The 24161-nt window shown below is 47.7% G+C and carries 21 protein-coding genes and 1 pseudogene; 11 read left to right on the top strand and 11 right to left on the bottom strand.

Annotated elements, in window-relative coordinates; translation table 11 throughout:
- The first annotated feature begins 33 nt into the window (after positions 1 to 33).
- The 3 genes and pseudogenes from ACJJJA_RS12765 to ACJJJA_RS12755 all read left to right on the top strand — a co-directional run bounded on the left by ACJJJA_RS12765 (position 34) and on the right by ACJJJA_RS12755 (position 1577).
- Positions 34 to 411 (top strand): hypothetical protein, encoded by a 378-nt coding sequence (locus ACJJJA_RS12765; protein WP_444904858.1) that lies wholly within the window; start codon positions 34 to 36, stop codon positions 409 to 411.
- A 12-nt stretch (positions 412 to 423) separates the two neighbouring features.
- Positions 424 to 1245: pseudogene (locus ACJJJA_RS12760) on the top strand (serine hydrolase domain-containing protein); the annotation flags it as partial.
- 89 nt (positions 1246 to 1334) lie between these two features.
- Entirely contained in the window at positions 1335 to 1577 is a 243-nt protein-coding gene (locus ACJJJA_RS12755; RefSeq protein WP_444904857.1) for a hypothetical protein, read from the top strand.
- Between the two features lie 111 nt (positions 1578 to 1688).
- Here ACJJJA_RS12755 and ACJJJA_RS12750 read toward each other — a convergent pair whose 3' ends face one another.
- Positions 1689 to 2573, bottom strand: coding sequence for an SDR family oxidoreductase (locus ACJJJA_RS12750; RefSeq protein WP_444904856.1), 885 nt, complete (start codon positions 2571 to 2573; stop codon positions 1689 to 1691).
- A 34-nt stretch (positions 2574 to 2607) separates the two neighbouring features.
- Positions 2608 to 3696 (bottom strand): alkene reductase, encoded by a 1089-nt coding sequence (locus ACJJJA_RS12745; RefSeq protein ID WP_444904855.1) that lies wholly within the window; start codon positions 3694 to 3696, stop codon positions 2608 to 2610.
- A 109-nt stretch (positions 3697 to 3805) separates the two neighbouring features.
- Here ACJJJA_RS12745 and ACJJJA_RS12740 point away from each other — a divergent pair, with 109 nt between their 5' ends.
- Complete coding sequence (locus ACJJJA_RS12740; protein WP_444904854.1) at positions 3806 to 4663, top strand: LysR family transcriptional regulator; 858 nt, start codon at positions 3806 to 3808, stop codon at positions 4661 to 4663.
- Positions 4664 to 5011: 348 nt separating this feature from the next.
- Here ACJJJA_RS12740 and ACJJJA_RS12735 read toward each other — a convergent pair whose 3' ends face one another.
- Positions 5012 to 6025 (bottom strand): aldo/keto reductase, encoded by a 1014-nt coding sequence (locus ACJJJA_RS12735; protein WP_444904853.1) that lies wholly within the window; start codon positions 6023 to 6025, stop codon positions 5012 to 5014.
- A 249-nt stretch (positions 6026 to 6274) separates the two neighbouring features.
- On the opposite strand from ACJJJA_RS12735, the gene ACJJJA_RS12730 reads away from it, so the two are divergent.
- Positions 6275 to 7180, top strand: coding sequence for a LysR substrate-binding domain-containing protein (locus ACJJJA_RS12730; RefSeq protein ID WP_444904852.1), 906 nt, complete (start codon positions 6275 to 6277; stop codon positions 7178 to 7180).
- A gap of 84 nt (positions 7181 to 7264) precedes the next feature.
- On the opposite strand, the gene ACJJJA_RS12725 is transcribed toward ACJJJA_RS12730, so the two are convergent.
- Positions 7265 to 7567 carry a GFA family protein gene (locus tag ACJJJA_RS12725; RefSeq protein WP_444904851.1) on the bottom strand — a complete coding sequence of 101 codons (303 nt, stop codon included), beginning with the start codon at positions 7565 to 7567 and terminating at the stop codon, positions 7265 to 7267.
- 106 nt (positions 7568 to 7673) lie between these two features.
- Here ACJJJA_RS12725 and ACJJJA_RS12720 point away from each other — a divergent pair, with 106 nt between their 5' ends.
- Positions 7674 to 8597, top strand: a complete 924-nt coding sequence (locus ACJJJA_RS12720) for a LysR family transcriptional regulator (protein WP_444904850.1) — start codon at positions 7674 to 7676, stop codon at positions 8595 to 8597.
- Between the two features lie 51 nt (positions 8598 to 8648).
- Here the strand turns inward: ACJJJA_RS12720 and ACJJJA_RS12715 are convergent, their stop codons facing one another.
- The 6 genes from ACJJJA_RS12715 to ACJJJA_RS12690 all read right to left on the bottom strand — a co-directional run bounded on the left by ACJJJA_RS12715 (position 8649) and on the right by ACJJJA_RS12690 (position 16358).
- Entirely contained in the window at positions 8649 to 9218 is a 570-nt protein-coding gene (locus ACJJJA_RS12715) for a DJ-1 family glyoxalase III (protein WP_444904849.1), read from the bottom strand.
- Between the two features lie 128 nt (positions 9219 to 9346).
- A complete protein-coding gene (dbpA, locus tag ACJJJA_RS12710) occupies positions 9347 to 10735 on the bottom strand; it encodes an ATP-dependent RNA helicase DbpA (RefSeq protein ID WP_444904848.1) in 1389 nt (462 codons plus the stop codon).
- A gap of 307 nt (positions 10736 to 11042) precedes the next feature.
- Positions 11043 to 14180, bottom strand: a complete 3138-nt coding sequence (locus tag ACJJJA_RS12705) for an efflux RND transporter permease subunit (RefSeq protein WP_444904847.1) — start codon at positions 14178 to 14180, stop codon at positions 11043 to 11045.
- A complete protein-coding gene (locus tag ACJJJA_RS12700; protein WP_444904846.1) occupies positions 14174 to 15712 on the bottom strand; it encodes an efflux RND transporter periplasmic adaptor subunit in 1539 nt (512 codons plus the stop codon). The genes ACJJJA_RS12705 and ACJJJA_RS12700 overlap by 7 nt, the downstream gene beginning before the upstream one ends.
- Entirely contained in the window at positions 15709 to 15846 is a 138-nt protein-coding gene (locus ACJJJA_RS12695) for a hypothetical protein (RefSeq protein WP_444904845.1), read from the bottom strand. Before ACJJJA_RS12695 ends, ACJJJA_RS12700 begins: the two co-directional genes overlap by 4 nt.
- Positions 15847 to 15953: 107 nt before the next feature.
- Positions 15954 to 16358 carry a hypothetical protein gene (locus ACJJJA_RS12690; RefSeq protein WP_444904844.1) on the bottom strand — a complete coding sequence of 135 codons (405 nt, stop codon included), beginning with the start codon at positions 16356 to 16358 and terminating at the stop codon, positions 15954 to 15956.
- 253 nt (positions 16359 to 16611) lie between these two features.
- Here ACJJJA_RS12690 and ACJJJA_RS12685 point away from each other — a divergent pair, with 253 nt between their 5' ends.
- The 5 genes from ACJJJA_RS12685 (at position 16612) to ACJJJA_RS12665 (ending at position 22950) form a co-directional block, all read left to right on the top strand.
- Positions 16612 to 17520: a hypothetical protein gene (locus ACJJJA_RS12685; protein ID WP_444904843.1), complete on the top strand. Its 909-nt coding sequence runs from the start codon at positions 16612 to 16614 to the stop codon at positions 17518 to 17520.
- 71 nt (positions 17521 to 17591) lie between these two features.
- Entirely contained in the window at positions 17592 to 18149 is a 558-nt protein-coding gene (locus ACJJJA_RS12680) for a hypothetical protein (RefSeq protein WP_444904842.1), read from the top strand.
- A gap of 328 nt (positions 18150 to 18477) precedes the next feature.
- Entirely contained in the window at positions 18478 to 19725 is a 1248-nt protein-coding gene (locus ACJJJA_RS12675) for a DUF418 domain-containing protein (RefSeq protein ID WP_444904841.1), read from the top strand.
- A gap of 496 nt (positions 19726 to 20221) precedes the next feature.
- Positions 20222 to 21547 (top strand): cytosine deaminase, encoded by a 1326-nt coding sequence (locus ACJJJA_RS12670; RefSeq protein ID WP_444904840.1) that lies wholly within the window; start codon positions 20222 to 20224, stop codon positions 21545 to 21547.
- On the top strand, positions 21544 to 22950 hold the full coding sequence (locus ACJJJA_RS12665) for an FAD-binding oxidoreductase (protein WP_444904839.1): 1407 nt from the start codon (positions 21544 to 21546) through the stop codon (positions 22948 to 22950). The genes ACJJJA_RS12670 and ACJJJA_RS12665 overlap by 4 nt, the downstream gene beginning before the upstream one ends.
- Before the next feature lie 205 nt (positions 22951 to 23155).
- Here ACJJJA_RS12665 and ACJJJA_RS12660 read toward each other — a convergent pair whose 3' ends face one another.
- The gene (locus tag ACJJJA_RS12660) at positions 23156 to 24145 is read right to left on the bottom strand and encodes an alpha/beta hydrolase (protein ID WP_444904838.1); all 990 of its coding nucleotides are present in this window, start codon (positions 24143 to 24145) and stop codon (positions 23156 to 23158) included.
- Between the last annotated feature and the right edge of the window lie 16 nt (positions 24146 to 24161).

Here is a 24161-nt window from a genome sequence, read left to right as displayed (position 1 = left end):
GGTGGAAAATGTTTGAAGTATGGGTGTGTAGCAATGATCTTTGCGATTAGTTCTTTTCCATCTGCTCTAGCCAAAGAAAAAGTTACGCCCAATGATTTTTATCGGCCGTTTGATCTATCTGATATTAATCAAAATAATATGCAAACTTGGCCATATTACAGATATACATCCATGCACTGGGATGACTATGGCATCTTTGGCACGGTGCATATAATGGGTGCTGATAAACCATCCAATCTGGAGGTTGTTAAAGAGCCCTTTAATATTAGTCTGGAAATCCACAAGGGCTGGCCTTTCGTTGAGTCGCTAAATGCCACTCAAACAAAAGGTTTTCTGGTTATGAAAGATAATAAAATTATCGCGGAGTTTTATGATAATGGACTTGATCACAATCAAACTCAGCTTTTGTAATCCGCTTCCAAAACTTATGCAGGAGTCATTATCTCAAAGCTGATTGATAAGGGTAAGATAGATCCTAATTTGTCGATTGGAGATTATCTCTCTGATTTTGCTGGTTCAAAAATTGGAAAAGCCAAGGTGCAAGAGGTGCTTGATATGACCTCTGGCTTATTACCCGCGACAGATTATCATGTGCCAGGAGGTGAAGCCTATTTATTTGAGGTTGAGCAAGGCTTAAAGCCAGGTAAACCAACTGGACATCGCAATGCCATCAAGAGTGCTAAAGTCCAGAATGAATCCGGCAAAGTATATACATATAATGATAAAAACACCGATCTATTAGCCATACTTGCAGGAGAAGTTTCAGGGCACCCATTCAACAAGCTTCTTTCGGATCTCTTTAATGATTTTGGGGCAAATAGTTCTGGCTCCATTGCCTTGACCGTTGATGGTACTGCTAGCCCTTCCTATGGTATCAGTACTACCCTACGCGACTATGCACTTTTTCATCAGTGGATTGCCCAGGGCAAGGCTCCAAAGAGCTTTTATGATTCAGTAAAAAATCTTGATAAGGACCTTCTTGCTAAATCTGAAAGTGGCAAGGCACTTGCCACTGCGTTGGGTACTCCTGTGGCATATGGGTCTCAAGCCTGGTACTTGCCTGAATACAATGTCATCTACACAGCTGGTTCCTATGGGCAATATGGGTTTAGTGATCTCAATAGCGGTTTGTCTGTGGTCTTTATGCAGGATTGGGAAGACAATGCTGTACCCAAGAAACTAGTTGAAACAGTAGAGCGTGCAAAATTCATTATTAATAAACTTGGAAAACAAAAAGGTTCATAGTGCAAGATCAGTGTTGTAGAAATTCTTTACATGTTAGTTAATGTTGGTCCTGGGGAGATTGACTGGGTTCCTATTGGAGAAATCAGGCTTTGAACGATTTGTTCATGATGAAGCCTATCTGGAGTCTAAAGGTTGTAACTTGGGCTCTAAGAACAGTGACGCCCAGCCTGCGATGGGTGGGGGTGTTTCTTAGCGGGGCACTGCCACAAGTAATGAAAAACATCCATGATGTGATTGTTATTGATGCCGGTCCTATCGGCATTACCGCTACGGCTCAACTCTTATCCCGAGGTCTACAGCCACTGATGCTGAAAAAAGACACAACCGTATGAAGCGCCATGCTGAAGGATACCTTTCATTTCTACTTATCAAAGATTATTGGCATCGTTGGAAAGTTAGTGCTCATTGTTAAACACTAACTTTCCAATGGGGTAACTACTTATCTAGACTTCTTTTTTCTTAAATCGATGTATCTCACTGCGGAAAAAGGCTCTAATTGAGGTTGCCCCTCTACCCAGGAGTTTTTCTGTATGGCCCGAAAGTTCAAAGGTATGGCCCCATTCGCGAGTTACTGGCCAAAGTTGTGCTAAGGCATCAATGTCGCTCTCTGGAATTCCAGAATTGAGTAATCCCAGCCTTGCAGTTTCATCGCTGATGGGCATGTATTTAATTTCTCTGTCTAACTCCTCAGATAAGATCTGTGCTATATCGCTATAAGTTAATTTTTCCGGACCAGTGAGAATATATTTCTTTCCTTTATGTAAATTTGATTCCATTAAGATTTTTGTTGCCACATCGGCAATGTCTTGATGATCGACTGTCACAACGGTTGCGCCCGGTTCGGAACCAAAGGGCGCACTAATAGTACTTAAGTTGGCAACTTCATCGGCCGAAGCGAAGAAATTGCTGTTAAAGCTGGCGGGTTGTAGTATCGTCCAGTTTAAAGTGGATTGAATAAGGTAGTCTTCTGCCTCTCCTAACCATCTTGCTATATCTATAGGCGAACTTGCATCGGCCCCTAAACCGGAGAGTTGCACTATATGCTTGACACCGGCTTGCTCAGCTACACGGATAAAAGCGGCATGTTTCTTGGTGAATGAGGATTCGAACGCGGTAACCAAAAAGGCTGATTCAATACCATTCAGAGCCTCTAATAGAGAGTGTTCATCTTCATAGTCCCCCTTTACGTAGCTGATATTCTTAGCCCTTATTGGCGCTTTCGAAATATCACGTAACATAGCTCTAACAGGCATATTGGTGTTGGCGAGATTCTCAAGAATGGCTTTGCCGTTGTTTCCAGTTCCGCCGGTAATCAGAATTTTTTCCATAGCTGTGTCCAAAATACAAATAATCAATTGATGCTTAAGCGCTTTGCTCGGATAAAGATGGGTAGTCCACATATCCCCGTGCATCACCGGAAAAAAATGAAGACATATCTTCTTCGTTATAGGGCCCATTACTTGCCAGGCGCGCTACTAGGTCAGGATTTGATATAAAGAGGCGTCCAAATGAAATGTAATCGGCTGTGCCATCGGCAATAGCGTTGTTTGCAGATTCCGAGTCATACATACCATTGGCAACGTAGCAACCTTTGTAAGCATCACGCAGCTGGGTATGGTCAATGGATGGTTGCTCATTTCTATCCCATGCCCGCTCCATCATCTGTAAGTAAGCCAGGTTATATCTACTGAGTTGACTGACAATATATAAGTAGGTTTCTTGAGCGCGGCTGTCTGTCAAGCTAATCTCTGGTGATAGCTTGATACCGACTCTGTCAGACCCCCAGACTTCACACAATGCCGATAGAACTTCAAAGGTGAAGCGAGCTCTGTTTTCTATACTCCCTCCGTAAGCATCGGTGCGCTGATTACTGCTGTCATGTAGAAATTGAGCCGGCAGGTAAGGCCCTGCAGCGTGGAGCTCGACTCCATCAAAACCGGCTTTGAGAGCATTCTTAGCCGCCTGTTTGTAATCCGCGATAATGCCTTGAATCTCATTGTGAGTTAGGGCTCTGGGCACTGCGTAAGGTTTCTTTCCTTCATAAGTATGTACTGCGCCTTCTGCAGCGATTGGTGAAGGCGCTACGGGAGCCTGGCCTCCGATAAGATCGGGGTGCACTTCTCGGCCCATATGCCAAAGTTGGATGAAAATCTTCCCGCCATGGCGATGTACAGCATCGGTAACCTTTTGCCAGCCTTTGATTTGTTCTTGCGTAAAAATACCTGGGGTATCTACCCATCCGAGCCCTTGAGCTGAAATCGCTGTGGCTTCAGAGATGATCATCGCTGCACCGGCTCGTTGGGCGTAATACTTGGCATTGATGTCTGTAGGTACGCCATCCCTTCCAACTCGAGCACGTGTCAACGCAGCCATGATGACACGGTTGTCAGTTTCTATTGATCCGAGATTTCCTGATGAAAAAAGACTCAGATTTAGATGATTCTTAGCCATATCGCTTAACTCTGCTTGTGTTGATAGGGCGTAGGATATTTATGTATACGATAGATAGATAATGGTATATTTGTATCAACATGATTAATCAGTTGAATCAGGTTTTGTTATGACCCAGGAACAACTCAAGATGTTTATCGCTGTAGTTGAACAGGGCAGTTTTCGAGGTGCGGCAAAGACCATTTTCAAAACCCAGCCGACAATCAGTAATGCAATTAAGAAGTTGGAAGAAGAGTTTGGCTTTCCCTTATTCCATAGGGACAGCTATCGTCCAAGTCTTACAAAGCAGGGGGAGGCTTTTTATAAGCAGTCTAAGCGCGTTATTCAGAGCCTTGAACAGCTCTCCGTAATGGGGCACCAGCTTGGAGCGGGAATAGAGCCAAAATTCACCGTGGTCATCAGCGGTATTGTTGAGCTATCTCCTTTATTAAAACAGATCAAACCCATAGTGTTGTCTTTTCCCAATACAGATTTCAGTATTAGTACTGAACTATTATCGGGTGTTATGGAACGTGTCGATAATAATGAAGCTGATCTAGCATTCGCTACTTTATACGGTGTTGAGAGTAAACATGAATGGAAGAAAATAGGGGAGGTTGAGCTTGTGAATGTAGTGGCGCCTGGGGTCTTCCCAGGGGAAAGTGTCTCACAGTTGGAAGCTGCACAGTTACCGCAAATTGTTGTGAGGGATACCGGCCACTCGGGAAACAAAGGAAATATTAGCTTGCTAGAAGTTGGGCGCAGGTGGCTTGTTAATGATTACCATACAAAAAAAGAATTGACTCTTGCTGGGCTTGGTTGGGGGAGAATTCCTAGGCATTTTATAGAGGATGAGTTGAAGAAGAGCTTACTCGTCCCAATCAATGTCGAAGGCATCAAGGCATTTAGTAGTTTTGATTTATGTATTATCCGCAATAGAGAACGTGCTCTGGGGCCAATCGCTAGTAGGTTTTGGAACTTCTTTTAGATTAAGTAGCGAGATTCTGAAAGTGTAAATACTTTTTATATTTGGAAATTCCCAAGTTACAAGGATTTCTGATAATTATTTTAACTTTATTAAGTTGCCATACAGGCTTGTATAAATTTTGCTTCTATCCGTTGTGTTTAAAATTTTTACAGTCAGTTGACTATAGAAATTCTTGCGTATAGTAAATGATCGGAAAACTGAACTTGACCTGGCAGAGCAACTTCTAAAAAAACCGGTTACTGTCAGATCAAGTTCGAACGACTAAATATTAAGTTAAATTTCCCTAATAATCCCACCAATAATGTTTATAGGCCGGGATTAATATTGTATAGCTAGTGATGTTTACCCTTACCTTCCATTTGGTAGTGGAGCGGAGTCATCGACAAGATGTTCTTGACGCAATTCTTGCCATAGAGCATCAGGGATATTAGTTTCCATAGCCTCAACATCTTCTTTGATCCTACTAGGTTTGCTCGCACCTGGTATCACCGCAGCAATGGCTGGATTAGCCAGTACAAATTGCAAACCAATAGCCTTAGTGCTAACTCCGTACTTATCGCCAATCGCTTTGAATTTGGAAACTTTTTGCAGTATCGAGTCTGATGCCGGCGCGTACTCAAAATTTGGTCCTCCGACTAGCGCTCCGGAGCTATAGGGGCCTCCAGCTACGATGCCGAGGTCGCGTTCTATTATCTGTGGTATTACTCTCTGGAGAGCTCGAGAGTGATCCAGCAAGCTGTAGCGGCCAGCGAGTAAAAAGCCATCGGGGCGGGGTTCTTCAAGATCAAGAAGTATTTCAATCGGCTCCACTCTGTTTACCCCCAGGCCCCAAGCTTGTATTACGCCTTCATCACGCAGTTTATCGAGAGCCCTGAAAGCACCTTTCCGCGCGCTTTCAAAAATACCAAGCCATTCGTCACCATAGAAATCCTGGGCAACATCGTGAACCCATGCAATTTCAATACGATCGGTCTTTAACCGCTTGAGGCTGCCTTCTATCGAGCGCATTGTTGCATCGTATGAGTAGTCATTAACAACCTTATTGGGGCGGCCATGCTTGAAAATCTCACGCTTATCATGAATATCTCGGTTCGCTACATCTTCAACTTCATCCAAAATTAAGCGGCCAACTTTGGTGCTGATAACATAGTCTTCGCGTGGGAAGCTAGACAACGCCTCACCCATACGAATTTCTGCAAGACCGGCTCCATAGAATGGCGCATTGTCAAAATACCTGATACCGCTATTCCAGGCCGCCTGTACCGTTGCTAAGGCTTCAGCATCCGGAATCTCGCGGAACATATTGCCAAGAGGTGCTGTGCCAAATCCGAGCTTACTGGGCAATAGATTTTTCAGCTTCACTTGCTTCTCCCATCAATGAAATTCTTAACTTAAGAGGTTTTGACTAAGTGGTCGGGCGGTTAAAAATGCCTGACTAGCCAGTTACGCCCCGTTACCAATGTACTTAGCATAAAAACTGCAGCTGATTACTATGGCGATATGGCCTGTTTGTAGTAGCCGACGGTAGTGGGTCGATGGAGTCAGTGTGGGGTAATAGCTTTTGATGAAAAAGCCGTATAAAGGCAATATACTATTGATTTAAGGTCAACAATGCAGGTTACCCTTCAAGAGCTCCAGGTATTTACCACTGTGGTAGATACCGCTTCGATCACTTCTGCTGCCGAACGGTTAGAGCAGACTGTCTCCGGGGTTAGCCGTGCATTAGCCCGTTTGGAGAATAAACTGCAAACTACATTGCTACAGCGCACTACCAGGCGTCTGGAATTAACGGAGGAGGGACAAGCTTTCCTCAAATATGCACGGGATATTCTTGCTTCCGTGGAAGAAGCAGAGGAGCAGATGGCGGCCCGCAAAAAGCACCCCTCAGGTCTTCTGCGTATAGACGCCGCCACACCATTTATGCTGCATGTAATAGCACCTATGGTAAATAGCTTCCGAACTAAATACCCTCAGATAGAGCTTGAGCTAAACAGTAATGAGGGGATAACCGATTTGATAGAGAAGCGCACTGATGTGGCTATTCGTATCGGTAAGCTCCAAGACTCAACCTTATATGCCCGGCCAATAGGTTCTAGCAGAGTTCGAATTCTAGCCAGTCCTGGCTACTTGCAACAGCATGGTACCCCGGAGGATGTGGAGCAACTCGCCCAACACACCTTGCTTGGCTTTACAAAGCCCGAATCACTCAACAAATGGCCGCTGTATGAGCAGAGTGGGGACATGCTGCACATTAAGCCAACGATTACTTCATCTAGTGGCGAGACTTTACGGCAACTAGCACTATCAGACGCAGGAATCGTATGTTTATCAGACTTTATGACCAAGAGAGATCGCCAAGCTGGGCGATTGGTGCAGCTATTCTCTAGTGAAACCTTAGACATGAAACAATCTATTAATGCGGTGTATTACCGTAACACCGCACTTTCATCACGTATTACCAGCTTTCTCAATCACATTCTTGAGGAGCTGGGTGATCAACCATTCGATGAGGTTTAACTACATGCACACCTTTATGCAACAGCGAATCTTAGAGAGTGACGGACTAAGTTAATTTTCTGTCTGAAGGATTGATAAGGCTAATTAAAAACCAAAGCTCAGAATTCCACTATAGTCGGCTTGATAATTTTGCTGGCTATGTATTACGAGATGGGTTTGTCCACGGCGATCTGTTTGATATATACCCGCACCACACCGACTACAAAATCCATATTCTTTTACTGGTCCAGATTTAAAAGAAAAGGTACTAAGCTGTTTTGTGGCATCTTCAATGAGTGTTGGATTGGAAGTCTCAACAAAACTTATTGCCCCAGCTGCCTTAGGGGAAGCTGAACTATTGAAAAGTTTGTAATGAATAGCACCGCAGTGACAAGTTAAGTGATTCATGGGTTAATTTCCAGAGTGGATTAGTATGGGTTTAAAGTTTACTATTTGGCCGATCTTAATAAAGATCATCAGCGGAAAGTCATAATTAGCTTTAAGGAAATAGTCGGTGCGGCGGGAATATGATAAGTACCACTTGATCAGTGTCTTTTGTGCGGTAGTGGATCATGGCTCTCTAAGCAAAGCCGGTAGCCATTTGGGCTTGTCAACGCCAACTGTGAGCAAGACTTTGGCTCAATTGGAGCAGGTGCTGGGCCAGGTACTATTGATCCGAACAACCAGATCGGTCTCGGTAACCGATGCAGGGAGGCTTGTTTACCAGCAAGGGCAGCAGATAATCAATGCCTTTACTGACCTGGAAGATCGGGTTGCTGAAATTGGGGCCTTGGACCGGGGCAAATTGCGCTTAACCTTCCCTGAAACATTGGGGGAAAATGTCTTTAGCCAGATATGTATTGACTTTCAAGAAACCTTTCCAGACTTTAATCTCGAACTGATCTTTACGCCTCACCATTTGGATATGGTTGAGGATGATATCGATATTGCCATCCGTGTTTGGTCGGCAATACCAGATAGCCAGTTTTATGCGTTGCCACTTTTTCATATTCACCCCATTTTTGTGGCATCTCCTGAATATTTAAAAAAGAAAGGGCATCCAGACTCAATCGAAGAACTCGGAAAACATAATATTTTGTTGGCCAGGCTTAATGGTTTGAAAGATGGGTGGCTATTCAATGGCAAGTTCTATCAGTTTAAGGGTAATCTTGTTTCTAACAAGACCACTCATATTCGCGCTGCGGCAATAAATGGCAATGGTATTGCTATATTGCCTTCTTATTTCTGTCAGCCAGCCATTAAATGCGGTCAATTAATAGAGATATTTCCTAATTTAAAGCAAGAGGTTCAGGTAGTTGGCGCTCTGTATAAAGTTAGGCGTAATAGCTCAAAAAAAATAGATTTGTTTTTGAGTTTTCTAGAAAGGCGTTTACGAAAGTCAGATTTTGATTTGTTAGTTTCAGCGGAGTCCGAGTAGCTCGGCAGCGTGGAATTCGATTGAAAAACTGAATGTCAGGAGAATGTTAGATTACTTACCTGGTAATAAGACATTCATAGTGTGAGCAATAGAGTGTGTTCGCTCTTCCCCAAACAAGCAGGTTACGAGTGCAAGTGCGAACTCTATCGCGGTTCCTGGTGATTGGCTGGTCACTAAGTTCCGGTCAACAACCACTCGCTGATCGCTGACTTCCCTTACATATTGACTAAGCTCACTACGAAAAGCTTTGTAGCAAGTTGCTTTAAAATTGGTAATTAACCGATGTCGGCCAAGTACGATTACTGGGGCGGTACAAATTGCCCCTAACCAACGGTTGGATTCGATTTGTGCGCGGATAAGCTCCATTAGAGGTTCCGAGTTATGCATACACTCGGCACCTTCCTTGCCTCCTGGCAGAGCTATTAAATTCCAAGTGGTATTTAAACACTCCTCTATACGATAAGGCGCTTCGATAACAAGATTTCGTAGGGTAGTGATGCGATTACTCGGCATAATAGAAGCTAGTGTTAGCTCCGCATCCGTCCGACTTAAAATGTCGTAGATAGCAATGGCCTCGATATCTTCAACGCCATCTGCAAGGGGGATCAGTATTTTGGACATGGATACAGCTCCAAAAAGGCTAGGACTATAAGTATTTATAGGCTTTCTAACCTAACGCCACATCTTAAAGCTAATACCCAGCTCAGGGAGTTAGGTCCATACGGACCCAACTCATTGGTCCTTAAAGCTTAGCCTCGTATACGTCGCACCCGGAATTTACGTCCCTTCAGCTTTCCGTTTTCGATCTTTTTCAGTGCTTGGGATGCCACATTGCGTTGAATAGCAATATAGGCGGTTTGATCCAGTACGCTGATCTTGCCTACATCTTTACCGTTGATGGGGCGATCGCCGCCGGTTAATGCACCCAGAATATCGCCGGGGCGGACTTTTTGTTTCTTGCCGCCATCAATTTGCAAGGTGGCCATGGGCGCCTGAAATGGAGGCTCTCTCAGGATATCAGCAGGCGGTGGTGTATCGGGGTCGGATAGCGGGTCTTGGGCCAGATCCATTCGCAGTAGTTTATGGCCTTCCTTCTCGGAAAACAGGGAGTAGGCGCAACCGCGTTCACCGGCGCGGCCAGTCCGTCCGATGCGATGGGTGTGTACTTCCGGATCTTTGGCAATATGAAAGTTGATTACTGCATCCAGTTTGTCGATATCCAGGCCACGCGCCGCTACATCAGTGGCCACTAGAATCGAGGCGCTGCCATTGGCGAAGCGAATCAGGGTTTCGTTACGCTGGCGTTGCTCCATATCCCCATGCAGGGCCAGCACGTTGAATCCCGCCTGCTTTAGGTCACTGGCGACGTCATCGGTCTCGCGCTTGGTGTTACAGAAAATCAGGGTATTGACTGGCCTGTCATTGAGTAAAATGCGGCGGGTCATCTCCAGGCGATCATCGAAACTCTCAGTTTTGTAAAAGCGTTGTTCAATCACATCCTCACTGTGCGCGGACGCAATGCGTACCATCACCGGCTTTTGCATAACTCGTGCACTGAGCCGTTCAATTTGATCCGGGTAAGTCGCGCTGAACAGTAACGACTGTCGCCGAGCTGGCACTTGCGCCAGAATGGTATCAATAACGTCCTGAAAGCCCATATCGAGCATCCGGTCGGCTTCGTCAAAGACGAGTGTGTCGACATGCTCTAAAGATAGGGTTCCCTTGCGCAGGTGTTCTTCGATGCGCCCTGGTGTACCAACAATAATGTGCGCTCCATGGGCGAGGGAGCCAATCTGTGGGCCAAACGGCATGCCGCCACACAGGGTCAGAATCTTAATGTTGTGTATTGCCCTGGCCAGTCGGCGCAGTTCCTGTGCAACCTGGTCGGCAAGTTCCCGTGTGGGGCACAGAATCAGCGATTGAATCCGAAATCGCTCAACACTGAGCCGCTGCAGCACCCCCAAACCGAAGGCTGCCGTTTTACCGGAGCCGGTTTTTGCCTGCGCAATGACATCTTTGCCGTCGAGTATGAGCGGAAGTGTCTTGGCCTGAACCTCGGTCATTGATGTGTAGTTGAGAGACGCCAGGTTTTTCAGCAGGGCTGGCTTCAAGGGGAGTTCGGAAAAGGGGGCAGTCAAGGTAAATCCTGGAGTCGTTGAATGTCAAATACGCGTATTACTCAACCAGCCAGGAAAGTGATTTTCACATTCTAGCTTTTGTCATTACTGCAATGTTGCAATCTGGGCAATACAAATCTTGCCTGGCATTTTAACAGTTAACTCTGAGGAAACCTATTTGCTCGCTGCCTTTAGAGCAGTGCACAGCTGACAAATAGGTAATTTACGCTGATGAAAAATGATCAGTAGAAAATCGGTGGGGCAATGGGGCAATGGGGCAATGGGGCAATGGGGCAATGGGCCAAGTTGAGCCAATGCCCCCGCTTTTCTAGCTTTCCTTATCTGTACGAGCCTTCCACTGATAAAACACTCCGGGCATAACCAACAGTACAAACAACAATGTCGTGAGGGTGCCGCCGACCATGGGGGCGGCAATGCGTTTCATGACATCTGCGCCGGTGCCATCGGAAACCATGACTGGAATCAATGAAATCAACAAGGTGAGGCTGGTCATTAACATTGGCCGTATACGGCCCGCTGCCGCTTGTGCGACTGCAGCGGTATTGTCTTGCTGCGGCTTATTGGTTCCAGCAGCCGATAAATAGTGCAGCATCAATAGCCCCATCTCTGCGGCAAGGCCGGCCATAGCGATCATGCCCACCCATACGGCGACGCTGAGTTTGTAGTCAAGCAGATACAGCAACCAGAAGGCCCCGACCAGTGCCATCGGCATAGCGGTAAGTACAAACAGGGTGTCAGACAGCCTGCCGCGGTGCAGGTAAAGCAGGAAACAAACTGCTAGTAAGGTCAAGGGCACCAGCCATTGCAGGCGGGACTTGGCCCGCTCCAGGTATTGATACTGGCCAGCCCAGGCAATGCGCTGACCGGGCACCAAGTTGACTTGGTCAGCGACCACCTGTTTCGCACGGCCCACATAGTCGGCAACACCTACATCGCCTTTCAGGTCGACAAATACTAATCCCACTAACTGCCCGTCTTCATTGCGAATCATGGGCGGGCCAGTGCGGAAGTCCATATCAGCCAGTTGGTTGAGAGGCACCTGGGAACCATCTGAAGCGGGAACCAGGATTTGCTCCAGCTGTTCCGGGGTATCCCGGTAGTCGCGGGCATAGCGCACTAACACATCGTAACGTTCGCGCCCCTCGACTGTCTGGGTTGCAGCCAAGCCACCGGCAGCCGCGGCAATCACATCTTCGATATCCTGCACATTTAAACCGTGGCGGGAGGCCCGTGCGCGATCGATATCAAAGTCCAAAAAGTAGCCACCGGTGAGGCGCTCGGCAAAGACACTGCGGGTTTCATCGGCGGTGCGCTGATCGCTGCGCAGGGCTTCCTCAATAGCCAATGCGGTTTGTTCGATTTCTTCCAGGTTATCGCCAAACACCTTGATACCCAGCTGGCTGCGAATACCGGTGGCGAGCATTTCGGTACGGGTTTGGATGGGCATCCACCAGATATTCGGCATACCGGGATACTGCAGTTTCTCATCCATCTCCGCTAGCAGGTCATCCCAGGTCATGCCGGGCCGCCATGCATCCTTGGGCTTCAGGGTAATCACAGTCTCTACCATGGAGAGTGGTGCAGAGTCAGTCGCACTGTTTGAGCGGCCAATTTTACCGAACACATGCTCAACCTCGGGGAAGGTTTTTAGCTCTTCATCCATTTGCTGCAGTACTTTGCCCGCTTCGGTCACAGACATACCGGGCAGGGCAGTGGGCATATAGAGGATGCTGCCCTCATTGAGTGGCGGCATAAATTCACCGCTCAACTTACTAATGGGATAGGCCACGGAAACCAGGGCGATTACCGCGAGGGCCGCCACCATTTTGCGCTGGCGCACACAAAAGTGGATCACCGGTTGCAGTGTAAAAACCAGGGCGCGGGTGACCGGGTTTTCCTTGGTGCGGATCTTGCCACGCATCAACAGTACGGCGAGAGCTGGGATCAGGGTGATCGCCAGCAGTGCGGCAAAGGCCATGCTGTAGGTTTTGGTATAGGCGAGGGGTTTGAACAAACGGCCCTCGGTGGCTTCCAGTGCAAACACCGGCAGGAAGGAAACCGTAATAATAATCAGGGAGAAGAAGATACTCGGCCCCACTTCCTGCATTGCCCGAACAACCAACCTTCTTCGCTCAGCAGTAGACAATGCCTTATCGCCATTGGCTGCCAGCTTTTTATGGATGTTATCCACCATCACCACGGCGGCATCCACCATGGCGCCAATGGCTACAGCAATCCCCCCCAATGACATAATATTGGCGGTCAATCCTTGTAGGGAAAGTGGAATAAAAGCCAACAACACAGCAATGGGCAGGGTGACCACCGCGACCAAAGCAGAGCGTGCGTGCAGCAGGAAAATAGCGATCACAGCAGCGACCACTAACATCTCTTCAATCAGGGTGTTTTTAAGGTTGTCGATCGCGCTGTTAATCAGCTTTGAGCGATCATAAGTCACCACCAGCTCAACGCCCTCTGGCAAGCCAGCGCGAATCTGTTCGATGCGCTCTTTAACCCTTTCAATCACCTTTAGGGCGTTTTCACCGTAGCGCATTACCACAATACCGCCGACGGTTTGCCCCTCACCATCCAGCTCGGCAATGCCGCGCTGCATGGCCGGCCCCAAGGTAATATCGGCAACCTGATCCAGGGTTACGGGAATTTTTGCCGCGTTTACCCCAATGACTACTTCTTCCAGATCAGAAACACTGCGGATATAACCGCGGCCACGGACCATATGCTCGTGGCCGGCGATCTCTAATACCCGCCCGCCGGTGTCGTTGTTACTGCGGCGAATGGCTTCGACCACTTTGCCCAGTGGAACATTAAACATCTGTAATCGATGGGGATCGATTTGGACTTGATATTCCTTCTCATAACCACCGATAGACGCGACTTCGGCCACACCCTCCACAGAAGTGAGCCAATAGCGCAATTTAAAATCCTGTAGTGCGCGCAGTTCTTGCAGATCCTGCTTGCCGCTGCGATCCACCAACGCATACTGAAATACCCAGCCGACTCCGGTGGCGTCTGGCCCCAGAGTGGGCTGAACATCCTCGGGGAGTTGGTCTGCTACCTGGTTGAGATATTCGAGTACCCGTGAACGGGCCCAGTAAATATCGGTGCCGTCTTCAAAAATGGCGTAGACAAAACTGAGCCCAAAAAAGCTCTGGCCGCGGACATATTTGACTTTGGGCAACCCCAGCATGGCGGTGGAAAGCGGATAGGTGATTTGGTCTTCCACCAGGTCTGGACTGCGGCCGGGCCAGTCTGTCATGACGATCACCTGGGCATCGGAGAGATCCGGGATAGCATCCAGGGGAACACTGATTAGGGCCCGGTATCCCGCCAGGGCGGCAATCGCCACAAGGATCAGCGTGATCCCCGGCTTGCCAGCGCAGGCCCCGATAATACGGGCGATCAGCCCTTTGGGTTCGGTATTTACCACTGCTGTACCCCCGATTTCAGGCGGCTCTCTGCCGCGATCAGGAACACGCCAGAGGTGACGATTTTGTCACCTTCCTGCAGTCCGGAGCGAATCACAATGCGCTCACTATCCCCGTAACCGGTGCGTACTTGCACCGGCTCCAGGCGTCCCTGGCCCAGATCACGGAAAACGATGCGCTTCTTGCCGGAGATCAGCACAGAATCCCTGGGAACCACTAGCAGATTCCCCAGTTTGGCACTTAACATAATGTCCGCGAACAGCCCAGGGCGAAGCTCGCCGTCGGTATTGGGCAGGGTTACGCGCAGTCGCGCACTACGGTTACTGTGATTGAGAAACGGGTCGATCTGCGTGAGGGTTGCCGGAATTTCCTCGTGGTAGACGTTGGTTAACCGCACCTTGGCCGGCATACCTTTTTCCAGCAGTGGCAGCTGGTCCTCATAGGCGTGGGCTTCTATCCAGACCTGGCTCAGATCGGCAATACGCAGCAGGTTGTCCCCCTTCTGAAAGGCCGAACCCGCGACAATATTTTTCTCAATAATCACGCCACTGGCCGGAGCGAATATCGGCACATAGTCTTGCGCTTTCTGTTGCTCTACCAGCCAATCGATTTGCTCCTCTGAGAGTCCCCAGAGCAGTAGGCGCCGGCGTGCGGCTTTTTCCAGGGAATCGCCGCGGCGGCGCGCTTTTAGGTATTCATCCTGAACGGCCAGAAGCTCCGGGCTGTACACAGAAAACAGCACTTCACCGCGTTTAACTTCCTTGCCCTCAAAGTCGGCATCCAGGTCGCCAATCCAGCCATCGAAGCGCAGGCTGATATCCCGCAGGCGGGTTTCGTCGTAAGTCACCTGACCGTGCAGGTGAATGGGGAGGGCGAATGGCTGTCTTTCAACCGTGCCGGTTTTGATACCGATAGCCTGACGGCGACCACTTTCAACCACAATACTGCCGCTTTGTAGCTCATCATGACTGACCGGCTGTAAGTCCATACCGCAGATAGGGCAGGTGCCGGGCTGTGCAGCTCGTACAGACGGGTGCATGGCACAGGTGTAGTAAGCGGTATCCGAGGCCTCAGGTGCAGATTTCAAGCGCAAACCTTTGCGGTTGGTGCTCATATCAAAGGCCAGGTCCACGTGGCGATCGTGGCCGGTAGCTACATCTACCACCATGGGCCATGAGCCCACCATCGCGAGCTCTATCTCCCCCTGAAAAATACCAGGGCTGGTCTCGTTGATGTCCGCCTGGGCGCGCATAGCTGGCATAGCACCCATCGCGGGCATTTCCGCGACTGCGCGAACTTCGGCACCGCTGACTGGACGGTTTTCTTTGTCCCTAACTTCGATGCGAATCTGGTTCTTACCAGCGCGGGGCTGCAGTGGATCTACGGTTACAGCGATCTGGAAGGGGCCGGCAGGAATAAACTCAATATGGTCGGTTACCGCTAATCCAGCTGTTTTCTTCCAATAGATGGCAGCGCCCGCCGCCGCCAGAAAAAAAACGAAAGAAACCAGGCTCAGCGTTTTTGCGCGGCTCATAGCACACCTCCAAAGACAGAGAGGATCAGAATTTGGGTACCGAGCTTGGTGCTGTGTGGGGTGCCAAGTTGGCTATCAAAGGCACTGCCCATTTCTTTGCTGCTACGGGCAGCAACGGCTTGTAGGGAAATCAAAGGGTTCACTCCTAGAACAATCTTTCTGAAGCCCAACAGCATCAATGACAAAAGTTGAAAGATGCATGGTGCTGCGGGAAATTTCGCAAATCAGAGAGAGGGAGTGATCAAATACGCAGGCGTAGAGTGGCTAACCAGGTTCGATTGCCGGGGAAGGTGGAGGCTAGGTGAGAGGGGGTAACCGTCTTGAGCACCGGTGGGGCTAGTATTTGCGGCCACTGGTAAGTGGGGGGTGGTGCTAGCTGAGGAAGTTCAAGGCCAAGGAAGGCAGCGGTTAAGGCGACTTCGTGATCATCCAGGGAGGTCTTGAGAGAAACCTGGGCATCGTATTCACAGCAGTCGACCTCATCGGGGGCTGAGCTGGTAACCATGTGGTCACAACAGCACTCCGCTGCCGGCTCAGGGCTATCCATCATTTCGCAGGCAAGCACAGTTTGCACCTGGAACATCAGCAGGAGCAAGGCCGCCATAGCAATCAGTTTGGCGCGAAATGTGGAAGAGTAGTGTTTCATTACTAGTAAATCATACACCAGAGATCGGCCACCCGACAAAGATTGCCTTCACTGCGTGACTGGCTGGTGTTCTCAAGTTTCTCCAGGCAATGAAAATATAAACGAGGCTCAGCAATTTCCCATGAGCCCTATGGTGGGAATTCCGACATCCATTTTCTCTTCGAGGCAGGCTTCCAAGCGATAATTAAGCTGTGCCCCTCTGAATAATGGGCCAAGTCACATATAGCTATCGAAAGCGACCTAAGGTTCCCCAATGCCATTCCTTCCAAATGCCGCCTTATTGTTGATTTCTTTAATGAGCATCATCTTTACTACTTCGGCTGTCGCTAGCTCTAATCAAGATGCCTTACAGATATTGCATGCTACGGCGAATGATCTCAATAAGAAAATTGATAGCGACTGGATACTGAGTAGGGAACGGAATTTGACAGCTTGGCTGCGAATGAAAGCAGTTCGCCAAGCGAGTTATGACGGTGAAGACTTGTCTTTCCTCCAAAAGCACGGCCTTGAAAAAAAGAGCCCGACTTGGTATGAGGTGAATTTAAAAGAACATCCTGAGTGGATGACCGCATACCGGTTGCTAATGCCGTTATCCTCTTGGCGAGGACTGCCTGAACACCAGGCTAAACTTTATGAACTTGGCATGACGGTGGTTGAAGTCAATAGACTCACTGGCTATATCCTTGCCAATGATATTCAGGAAATAACAATCCAGGCAGCGTTGGATTTTTTACGGGAGGAGGAGTCCACTTACGTAAGTAGATTTCTTCAAGGAGGTGAAGACTTTTCCTTAATCTATTTAGAATTTGTGGATAAGTTTTACAGGCTCTCACATGTATTGGAAACCGATTGGGCGATAGGCCTGTTTAACCTGTTCGATCGTGATGGTCAAGATATTTTATTGACTTACAGTTTGTCGAAAGTTAACTCCCGGATAGGTCTGGGGAAGAGTAGTTTTAGCCTGGATGAGAAGGTTGACATATTCATGGGGTATTTTCTCTCTGGAGGATTTCATGCATCAACGAAAGAGTCATTGCAGAGACACAAAGAGAGAAGGCGAGCCGATAGAACTCAAATTAATGTGGAATTTAAACCCCCGACCGATAAAGCCGTCAATGAGTGTCGTTGCGCCCCAAAGCAATGTTCGTATACCAATCATTGAATATACTCATTAATAGCGGTAACTCCTGTGTCGCTTATGTGGTCAATTCTTGATTTTGAGTGGTAGTAGCAATGGCTGTAACAAGGATCTGTATTTGTCTTGTCGTACTTCTCATTTCATTGCCTCTTGCGGCAGAAGAAAACACCCCCGCCGCTGAATCCTACGGTCCCCTTACAAAAATGACCAACTTATGGCTCCGGGGTGAAATTAGCAAAAGGCAGATTCGGGAACTGGCGTTAAGAGGGCGCTATGTGAATAGTTCTGATAAAGATAACGCCCATGTATCTTTTTTTCTAGACGAGATGCAGGTAGTTGCTCGTGGATCATCAGTGTCTGGGCGATCAGCCCAAATTAATATCCAGGTCAATGAATCTAAGTTTGATCTGGATTATGACCTTGTCTCCATGCACCTCTTAATTAATGGGCATGGCAGTGGGCTATCGAATGAGCAGAAGTTTCTTCTGATTGTAATGAGCTATCGATTGGCAGCTGAGGGTTGGAGTAAATCTTTGGGAATAGACCAAATGGAGAAGAGCCTGATCTATAACACTCTAAATTACCTCTCTGAAATGCCGGCAGACTATAAGATGTGGGGGATGGCTAAGGAGATTAAATATCCTTTACATTAATAATAGAAGCGGACAAATTTTAAGTCTGTGGTGATAATCTAATCGTTATATAAATTGCCATTGATGAGATTGTGTTATCCAAGGTCTTATATGGACAGCAGAAGTGGCAATTTTTGTATTATGGTGACGCGCGCTCGACAGATTTAAATATATTTTCTAACCGATCTAAAAAAACTATTGGTCCAATCGTCCCAAAAGGAGTGTTAACCGGCTAATTTTTTAAGTTGGTACGTCTGGTCAATAAAAGAATAATACTTTTAAGTGGTTCAATCTTGTGTCAAACCTACACTGGCATTAATCTGCTCTATTTTTGCTTAAAAGGATTTGCATGTCAGCCCGGATTTCACAGTTAGATTTGTTGAGAGGAATTGCCATATTGGGCATTCCTTTTATGAATATGGTTAGTTTTTCCATGCCCATGGCTGCCTATTTGAACCCTAAAGCGTATCTGGCAGATGGACCACTTAATGATCTGATTTTTATTTTCTTACATATATTTGCCGATCAAAAATTTATGGGACTTTTTGCCATGCTTTTTGGAGCGGGTATTATCCTTCTTGCGGAGAAGCGATTAAACCAGCAAAAATCTGCCGCTAAGATTCATTACAGCCGCAACTTTTGGCTACTGGTTATAGGCTTGCTCCATGCGATCTATATCTGGGAGGGCGACATACTGACAGTATATGCGCTTGTTGCTATGGTGCTTTATATATTCCGTGGACTGCGTGGAAGTTGGCTCATTACGCTGGGAACTTTGAGTTTAATAGGCGCTGTACTGGTTTCAAACTATACCGGTGTTGTGTTATCCGGGCTCAGTGGGGAAGCTAAATATATAGTCTCAGATATCTTCGCACCTGATACAGCACAAATTCAAAGGGAAGTTGCGGCCTATACAGGTGGTTTCTGGGAGTTGGTCAATCACCGATTCGCAGCTGAAGATAGCGATGCAGATATGGAGGCGAATATCGTGATGCTATTTTTCAGTTTGTCGTTTATTTTGAAAATCGCCGCGATGATACTAATAGGTATGGGACTCTATAAAGTTGGTATCTTACGTGGTGAGGCAAGCCCTGAGACCTATAAAAAGATGGCTGTTGTCGCAACACCCATTGGTTTGATCCTTACTGTATTGGGTTTAGTTTGGAACTACAGCAATGATTGGGAGATTAATCACTACTTCTTATATGGCGATGCATTTAATCTGGTAGGGGCTACCTTCACCAGTATTGGCTATGTTGGCTTGGCCTGTCTCTGGTATCAGAGTAATACACATCTGTGGATTAAGAATAAAATACAACAGGTTGGCCGAATGGCATTTACCAATTACCTCGCTCAGTCATTGATTGGTGTGTTTATATTTTATGGCTTTGGAATGGGGCTATATGGTGCGCTGACAAGAGTAGAAGTTGTTGGTGTTTCTATTGGTCTTGTCCTTTTTCAGCTCGCTTATTCTGATTTGTGGCTGAAAGTTTTCCGTATGGGGCCTTTAGAGTGGTTCTGGCGGGCGCTAACCTATCTGAAGCTTCCACCGATCTTTAGGGAGAAGTCGCTCCAGACTGCCGGTAGGGGAACCTAATTAGTTTCATTTGAATAGTGAAAGGACACAGCAGCTAGGGCAGTGACAGGTGTTAAGGCCCAGAGAAGAAAAAGTAGCTCAAACTAGCCAGATATCCAAATCGCAGAAGCAGAGAGCCGGCTACAATCAAAGATGTGCAACATCACGCAAATAGCGCCGGTTTTAACTACGGGTGCAAGCTGCTGGTGAGGCAAATCGGCCGGTGACTTAGCCTGCAAGACAATCAAGCATGTCCTTACTGTATCTCCTGGGCCGATAGCAGATCGCTGGCGGCCAGTATTTGATCGATGCAGTCGTGTTCATTGTGGCATATCCTATTCCGGACTTGGTCTTGCCATATTTGTACTGGAGCAGAGTATCAGCAGAACATTCCCTACTGGGTTGTTGCAGGCATTTTGATATCCATCGTGGGCATTTTGGTATCTCTGCCTTTCAATCTCTTTTCTTACCAGCTATGCGCAAATTGTGTGCGGGCGCATTGGAACGGGAGGTGTAGATGCAGGCAAGTTGGGGCTCCAGTTTCAAAGGCACTGGCACCATAAGAAATGCAACGATCCCTGCCTGTGTCTTGCGTGACCCTGGCAATTCTGAGCCATCGGATCTTGTTTCCTGCGATTTGGTCTTTCGTAACGGAACGCTGATACAGGTTGCTCCGGCGGCCAATTTGCCAGAGGCGTCAGGCGGGCTCGACCTGGATAACGGCTTGGTCCTACCGGCTCTTGTCGATCTGCATACTCATCTGGATAAAGGGCATATCTGGCCGCGTGCATCCAATCCCGACGGCACTTTCATGGGGGCGATGCAGGCGGTTGACAGGGATCGGAGTAAAAATTGGTCAGCAGAGGATGTTCGGGTGCGTATGGAATTTGGGCTGCGTTGTGCCTATACCCATGGCACGGCCGTCATCCGGACGCACCTGGATAGTTCGCCGCTGCAAGATGAGATCACCTGGCCGCTCTTTTGCGAGATTCGCACCGAATGGGCGGGCCGAGTCGAACTTCAGGGCGTGTGTTTGTTCGGCATCCATCGCCTTGCCGCAGACGATCAATATTTGGGACGCATTGCGTCTAGGGTGCAGGCTGCCGGGGGCATCTTGGGAGCAGCGACCTACATGGTGCCCGATCTAGATCGGTATCTTGAAGCGATGTTTCGCGCGGCTATGGAGCATGCGTTGGACCTCGACTTTCATGTCGATGAGACGCTCGACCCATCCGGAATGACCTTGCGCCACATCGCGGAAACAGCTCTGCGCCTGGGCTTTCAGGGGAAAATTGTGTGCGGGCACTGCTGTACTTTATCGGTACAGCCTGATGACGAGGTGGACCGTACGCTGGACCTGGTGGCTAAGGCGGGGATTGCGGTCGTGACTCTGCCGGTGAGCAATCTTTATCTTCAGGACCGGGTAATGGGCCGGACTCCGCGCCGCCGGGGTGTCACGCTGTTGCATGAAATGCGTTCCCGTGGAATAGATGTTGTTGTTGCTTCGGATAATACACGGGACCCCTTTTGCGCCTACGGTGACCTCGATCTGATTGAAGTCTACGCTCAGGCGACTCGCACTCTGCATCTGGACCATCCGGTTGGAGACTGGGTTCGGTCAATAACGACCACGCCGGCGGATATAATGGGGGTTTCTGCCGGCTGGATTGGGGCCGGTGAGTCGGCAGATCTGCTTCTCTTTCGTGCGCGCAATTGGAATGAACTCCTTTCACGCCCAAATGGTCCACGGCATGTGCTGCGCGCAGGGTACAGCATTGACAAGGACTTGCCGGATTTCCGCGAACTGGATCATCACATGCACATGGGAGGGCAACGCCCATGACTGACATCTCCGCTTTGAAAGCGAATCTCGACGGTATCAAGGTCGAGGATGATCCACGGATAGTGAGAAAAAAGAGCCGGGATTTCTTTTGGTATTCCCCGATCCTCAAGGAGCAACTTGATGGTGTGACCGGTGATCTGCTTGTCAGCCCGAAAAATGTTGACGAGGTTATTCGCGTTCTAAAAGTGTGCTACGCCGCGGACATTCCGGTGACAGCTCGGGGGGCGGGTACCGGCAATTATGGTCAGGCCATGCCACTTTCCGCTGGCGTTGTCCTGGATTTGTCGGAAATGGATGCTGTCAAGGATATTAAACCAAGCGTTGTTGTTACCGAGCCTGGAGCCGTTATGGCGGATATCGATGCGCAGACGATATCCCGGACCGGTCATGCGCTCCGCATACATCCCTCCACCTACCGTATCGCGACCATCGGAGGATTTCTTGCAGGGGGGGCTGCGGGGGTTGGCTCGGTGAATTGGGGAGGGCTCAGGGATCTGGGTAACGTCATCCGTCTGCGGATGGTAACCATGGAGGCGGAGCCGCAGGTTCTGGAGCTGACAGGAAGCGATGTACAAAAGGCTATACACGCTTACGGTACAACAGGCATCATCACCGAGATCGAAGTACCGCTGACAGAAGCTTATGACTGGATCGATGTGCTCGTCGGGTTTGATGATTTTATAAATGCGATCCGTTTTTCTGAAGAGCTTGCCAACATGGATGGCCTTTTGACAAAAGATATCGCTACGATTGAAGCGCCGTTGCCCCATGACTATTTCTTACGGCACAAAAAATTTATCCGCAAGGAACAGTCCGTTGTTGTGCTCATGGTGGCAGCGTTTGCCATGGGGGCATTGGATGGGCTCCTGAGCCGATCGCCGGGTGCTGAGATGTTGTACCGCTCCGATAGCGCAACCGCTGAAGATATCACGCATTTACCGCCGGCTTATGAACTCACCTGGAACCACACAACCTTGCGTGGCTTAAGTGTTGATCCGTCGATTACCTATCTTCAGGTCCGTTATCCTGATGTGAACCCACTTGAGACTATCGGCAAGTTGCAGAGCATATATGCTGAAGAGTTGCCCGGCCACCTGGAGTTTATTCGCTACAATGGACGCCTAGTTCCCATTGGTCTACCCATTGTTCGCTTCACGGATAAAACCCGGCTTGATGAAATTATCAAACGGCATGAAGCGCTCGGGTGTACGATCTTCAATCCTCACCGATACACCCTGGAAGAAGGGGGGATGAAGCAAATTGACCCGGTGCTGCTTGCATTTAAAAGGCAGACAGACCCCAAGGGGCTACTCAATCCGGGTAAGATGATCGCCTGGGAGGATCCAGACTACAAATTCGATAGTGATCAGGGGTTTTTGTTTCCAGGCTTGCAGCGTTCATGACCTTGTATCATTCACCAGGGCCTGAATAGGCTGATTCGCCGGCACCAGTCTATGCCTGTATTGCCATATTTATATAGCGGTTTAATTTTTGAAATCTATGATGCACTAAGAGCTAATATCTCTAAGGTCCCAGGGAGGTGACTGTTATATTGGTTGGTAAGATGATTTATTTATTGGGATATTAATAGGGTGCCTAAATTTAGTATTATTCTTTTTCAGTTTTATTGAGCCATCTAATAATCGAGATATGTTCATCATCTCCAATTGTAGTCATACTCTGATGGTTTCTATTGTGAATCTTGACTAGGTCAATATTATCTTGGCTTAAGCCTTTGTAGTCGGAGTAAGGAGCAATTCGATCGGTATCTGAGGATATTAAAAGTATTGGAATTTTAGATGATTGGATAAGGGGGATTATATTTGTATCCTCTAGGTTAATATTGTTTTTTTTTAAGACTAAACTGGCGCCTTTGCGAATATCTTGTTCCGGAATGATTTTGCTAAGTATTGGATGTGTGACTTTAGAGTGATTATATAAGGCTTGATCAAATTGGGGCATTGGGGCTAATAAAATAACTCCACTGATATCCGTTCTCAAATTTGAGATATAGGTAGCGGTTAGGGCCCCCATTGAGTTCCCAACAATATAAAAATTATCCTTCTTAATAATATCTGCTTCAATGAGGTTGTTAATAAAAGGGTTGATGAGCTTGCTATCATAAACTCCATATTTCTTAATCCCACCTGATTCACCATGGCCGAGAAGATCTGGAACAACAACGTGATAACCTAAGAAACGAAAATATATTGCCGAGTTCAACATGAATTCTTTAGATACCCGAAATCCGTGTAATAATATTACCGTTCCAGAATATATCCTTGTTAAAGAACTCTTATTCAAGTTCATGCTGGCAGTACTTTCACTGCCATTTGCTTCAAATGTAACAGAGTATTGTAAATTTTGATCTATTAAAGGAGGTCCATGATAATAGCTTATACAGATGTCATCCTTCACAAAGCAATATTTATCTTTTTTAAAGCCATGTTTTATAATTCGTTCAATAGTTATTATTTCATCAAATGGGAAGCATTTAGAGCTTTCTATAAAGTTGGCAATCATTTGAGAACATACAGCACGTATAGGGCGTAACAGTAGGGTTGAGAATAGCACTGACAAATTAGCTATGGACTTCATTTCTATGTTTCCTATG

Source organism: Microbulbifer mixtoriginis (SeqCode) (assembly GCF_052466865.1).
This window is presented reverse-complemented; position numbering and strand designations above follow the sequence as displayed.